This is a genomic window from Deltaproteobacteria bacterium (assembly GCA_003696105.1).
Classification (GTDB): Bacteria; Myxococcota_A; Polyangia; order Haliangiales; family J016; genus J016.
In genome coordinates this window covers 1-4,385 of the sequence record RFGE01000048.1, presented here as the reverse complement: position 1 = coordinate 4,385, position 4,385 = coordinate 1, and the positions used below count along the sequence as shown (strand labels likewise).

The following is a 4,385-nucleotide window of genomic DNA, read 5'->3' as shown; positions in this document are numbered from 1 at the left end:
CCCCCGCGCGCCGCGTTCCACGTGAAACGCTACCCGGCACCCGCGTTATGCGCCGTGGGGCGCGCCGTGCCCGCGCGCGCCGCGTTCCACGTGGAACGCTACCCGGCACCCGCTTTGTACTCCGCTCCGGCGAACCTCCCACCGCGCCGCCCTCCGCCCTGGATCGTGTCCGTGTCCGCCCACGTTCGCGCGCCGACTGCCCCCGCCCGCGACGTACGCCGCGTCCGGCCCGCAACCCGATCCCCTTCGACGACAACGTCCACCGGCGCCGCCCCCCGACCGCCCGGCGTCTGCCCGTCCGGCACGCTCCTCCCTGTCACCGCCGGCGCGCAGGCATAACGCAGCGAGCGCCAAGTCACGTGTCGTCCCTCGCGGCGCCGCCCACCGCGCTCGCGGAACGGTCTCCCGGAGTCGAGACCGCGACAGACCCCGGTCGCTCACCGGCGAAGCAGGTCGACGCCCCACGACGACGTCGGCCGGCAACCGTCCGCCACCCGGAGCGCAGCCGGTGGCCCTGCCCATCGGTGGCTGTTGCGTATCGGCGCGCCAGCGAGGTCGCGAGGCGAGGTTCGGCGCGCGCCCGCAGCCCACGCCGGCGCGTGTCCACGGGCGGCACGGCAGGGCGCGAGGGCGTCCGCCGACTATCGCCCGCCGATCGCGACCGGAGCCGGCGCCTCTGCGCAACAGCCGCCTATTCCTGTGGCCAGCGAAAGGGGCGCCGCCACGCCCCGCCGTGCGATCGAATCCCGAGTACGGGACAGCCCGTCAGACGCTCGATTTCGGCCGCGTTACTGTCCACTGCCAACGGGTCGGTCCCGGGCAGCACGCCGTTGAGCACGACGCCCGCGAGCTCGAGCCCCCGCGCCCGCGCCGCATCCACCGTGAGCGCCGTGTGATTGATCGTCCCCAACCCATCGCGTGCGACCACCAAAACGGGCAGCCCGAGCGCAAGAGCGAGGTCCGCCATGTCGTGCTCCTCGGTGACGGGGACCCGGAGCCCTCCCGCCCCCTCGACCAACACGACGTCCGCGCCCGTCGCCGCGATCGCCTCGAACGCGCGCCGAATGCCCTCGACCGACACCCCCCGCGCCATCGCGCTCGCCCCTTCGACCTCGGTCTCGCCATCGAGCCCCGCCCAGGTCCCGTCCCTCGACCGCGCAGCGACCGATGGCGCAGCGGGCAGCGCAAACCGGAACGGGCAGACGACCTCCATCGGCAGCCGCTCGGTGGCCGCATCGGCCAAGCGTTCCGCGTCCGCCCCCCGCCAGGTCGCTCCGTCCCACGCACACCCCGTCTCCACCGGCTTCATCCCCGCCGTTCGCCAACCCCGCGACCGTGCGTGCCCAAGCAGCGCCACCGACACGTCCGTCTTGCCGACGCCGGTGTCCGTCCCCGTCACGAACCAGTGCATCCGCCGTCGAGCCGCGCGCTGGCCCCCGTCTGGCCGCCCCATGCGTTCACTCCATACGCTCCGATCGCCGTGCCGACTGCCCCCGGCGATCGTCGTCCTCCGCGCGGGACCGCCGGCGCGCCTCCGCGCGACACCGCGGCCCGCGTCCAGCTCCCGCGCAGCGCCCGCGGTCGCCCATCGCGAGCCGCGTCATCGGCCGCCGCAGTCCTCGATCGCGCGCGCGGTCGCATCGACCAGCAACTCGGTCTCGCGCTCGTCAATCGACAGCGGCGGCATCCACACGACGACGTCGCCCAACGGCCGAAGGATCACGCCGTACGCGCGCACTCGCTGGCACACGTCGTACGCGGCACCCGGTATTGCCAGCTCGATCCCGACCATGAGCCCCTTTTGCCGGACCTCCCGAACGGCCGGCAGCGGCGCGATGCGCTCGCGCAGGCCACGTGCGAGCTGGTCGGCGCGTCGTCGCACGCGCTCCAGGACGCGGTCGGTCTCGAACAAGCGGAGCGACGCGAGCGCAGCCGCGCATGCGACCGGGTTTCCGGTGAACGTATGCCCGTGAAAAAACTGCTTGCCCTCGCGGCGGTCGCCGAGGAAGGCACTGTACACCCGTTCCGTGGTCAGCGTCGCGGCCAGCGGCACGTATCCCCCGGTGAGCCCCTTGGCGACGCACAAAAAGTCCGGTGAAACCCCCTCCTGTTCGCACGCGAACATCGTCCCGGTGCGGCCAAAACCCGTGGCCACCTCGTCGGCAATCAGCAGAACCCCATGCTCGGAGCACGCGTCGCGCACCGCCCGGACGAATCCGGGCGGCTGCACGAGCATGCCCCCGGCCCCCTGTACGAGCGGCTCGATGATGACCGCGGCGAGTTCCTCCGCGTGGCGAGCCACGGCTTGCCGCACCGCGTCATCCTTCGCCGGCACCTGAATCGCGTCAAACAACAGCGGCCCGAAAACGCCGTGGAACAACGGGATCCCGCCCACCGAGACGGCCCCGATCGTGTCCCCGTGATAGCCGTTTTCGAGGCACAGAAACCGGCGCTTGGCGGGCCGGCCGACGTGCCGCCAGTACTGAAACGCCATTTTCAGCGCAATCTCGACCGCGGTCGACCCCGAGTCGGAATAGAACACCTTGGTCAGGCCGACCGGTGCGATCTCGACGAGCGCCTCCGCAAGTTCGATCGAAGGCACGTTGGCCAACCCCAGCAGGGTCGAGTGGCACACCCGTTCCATCTGCTCCCGCATCGCGTCGAGGATCTCGCGGCGCCCGTGGCCGTGCACCAGCACCCACAACGAGGACACCCCGTCGAGGTATCGCCGGCCGTCCGTGTCGATGAGCCAGTTGCCTTCGGCCCGCTCGATCACCAGCGGCTCCCCGGCGTTCCACTCTTGCATCTGCGTAAACGGGTGCCACACGAACTGCTTGTCCCGCGCGCGAAGAGCGCGCGTGCGCTCGCCGCTCATCGGCCACCTCCGACCCAACGCGCGACGTCGGCCAAGCCGTCCGCCAGGCGCACGAGGTCCTCTTCAGTGTGCGTCGCCATGAGCGCGATGCGGAGGCGTGACGTACCCGGCGGCACGGTCGGCGGTCGAATCCCCTGCGCGTACAGCCCCCGCTCGAGCAAGTGCGCCGCCGCTCGCATCGCATCCGCCTCCGCCCCCACGACGAACGGCACGATGTGCGTCATTTCGGTAGGTTCCACTGCTACCCCCCGGTCGGCCAACAGGCCTCGTAACCTTTCGATATTGTTCTGCAATGCGGCCCGTAGCCCGTCTCCACGCGGCCCGGCCACCACCGCGAGGGCGCGTGCGCTCGCGCGGACGACCGGCGGCGGCAACGCGGTCGTGAACACGAAACTCCGGGCGCGGTTTTCGAGCCAGCGCGCCACCGCCGCCCGCGCGAGCGCGAACGCCCCGAACGTGCCGAACGCCTTGCCCAGCGTGCCGACCACCACGTCCGGCACCACGCCGGCCGCCGCCGCGACGCCGCGCCCGGCCGGCCCAACCACCCCGACCGCGTGCGCCTCGTCCACGATCAGGGCCGCCTCGTGGCGGGCGCACACGTCCGCGAGGTCCCTCACGGGGGCGACATCCCCGTCCATCGAAAACAGCGCATCCGTCACGACGAACCGCCGCCGCGCCCGCACCCGGCGAAGCGAGCGCTCGAGCGCCTCCACATCGCGATGCGGGTACACGTGTACGTCCGCTCGGCTCAACCGGCACCCGTCGATGATACTCGCGTGATTCAACTCGTCGGAGAACACGGCGTCGCCGCGACCCGCCAGCGCCTGCAGCACGCCCACGTTGGCCTGGTATCCGCTGTTGAACAGCACGGCCGCTTCCGCCCCGTACCACCGCGCAAGCGCCGCTTCCAGCTCCCTGTGGGCGAGCAGGTTGCCCACGATCAGCCGCGATCCCCCCGACCCTGCCCCTTCGTCCGCGCACTGTGCCAGCGCGCGCATCACCTCCCCATCGCCCGCAAGCCCCAGATAGTTGTTCGCGGAAAAGTTGATCGCGCGACGTCCATCGACGCTCACCTCGCGTCCCTGTGTACCGTCGATGTGCCGCAGTACGCGGAGACGACCCGCGTGCTCGAGTTTCGCGAGCTCCTCGTCGACGAACGCCAGCGACATCGTCCCGACCCTAGCGGCACGCCATCGGACGCGCAACGCTTCTCCGTCGCCGCATGCCGTCCGCGCCTCACCGCCGCACCGGCTCACTTGCCGATGCAAAACCGCGCGAACAGCACGTCCAACACGTCCGCGTCCACCCGGTCGCCGAGAAGCTCATCGAACGCCGACACCGCATCCCGCAACTCCACCGCGACAAGCTCCGGCGCCGCCCCCGCGGCCGCCAAGGTCGATGCCGCGTCCGCTCGCGCGGCGGCCCGCTGCAACAGCGCGCGCTGTCGCTCGCTCGTCACGACCACGCCGTCGCCTCCCTCCGACGCCACCCCGACCGTCCTGGCCAGAAT

The 4,385-nt window shown here is 71.7% G+C and carries 4 protein-coding genes; all 4 read right to left on the bottom strand.

The genetic code is table 11. From position 1 onward, the window contains the following. Nucleotides 1–691: 691 nt before the first annotated feature. Nucleotides 692–1,411, bottom strand: a complete 720-nt coding sequence (bioD, locus tag D6689_03050; GenBank protein ID RMH44191.1) for a dethiobiotin synthase — start codon at nt 1,409–1,411, stop codon at nt 692–694. A gap of 189 nt (nt 1,412–1,600) precedes the next feature. Then, nucleotides 1,601–2,875 carry an adenosylmethionine--8-amino-7-oxononanoate transaminase gene (bioA, locus tag D6689_03045; protein ID RMH44190.1) on the bottom strand — a complete coding sequence of 425 codons (1,275 nt, stop codon included), beginning with the start codon at nt 2,873–2,875 and terminating at the stop codon, nt 1,601–1,603. Further along, nucleotides 2,872–4,044 (bottom strand): 8-amino-7-oxononanoate synthase, encoded by a 1,173-nt coding sequence (bioF, locus tag D6689_03040; GenBank protein RMH44189.1) that lies wholly within the window; start codon nt 4,042–4,044, stop codon nt 2,872–2,874. Before bioF ends, bioA begins: the two co-directional genes overlap by 4 nt. A gap of 83 nt (nt 4,045–4,127) precedes the next feature. Next, entirely contained in the window at nt 4,128–4,385 is a 258-nt protein-coding gene (locus D6689_03035; protein RMH44188.1) for a hypothetical protein, read from the bottom strand.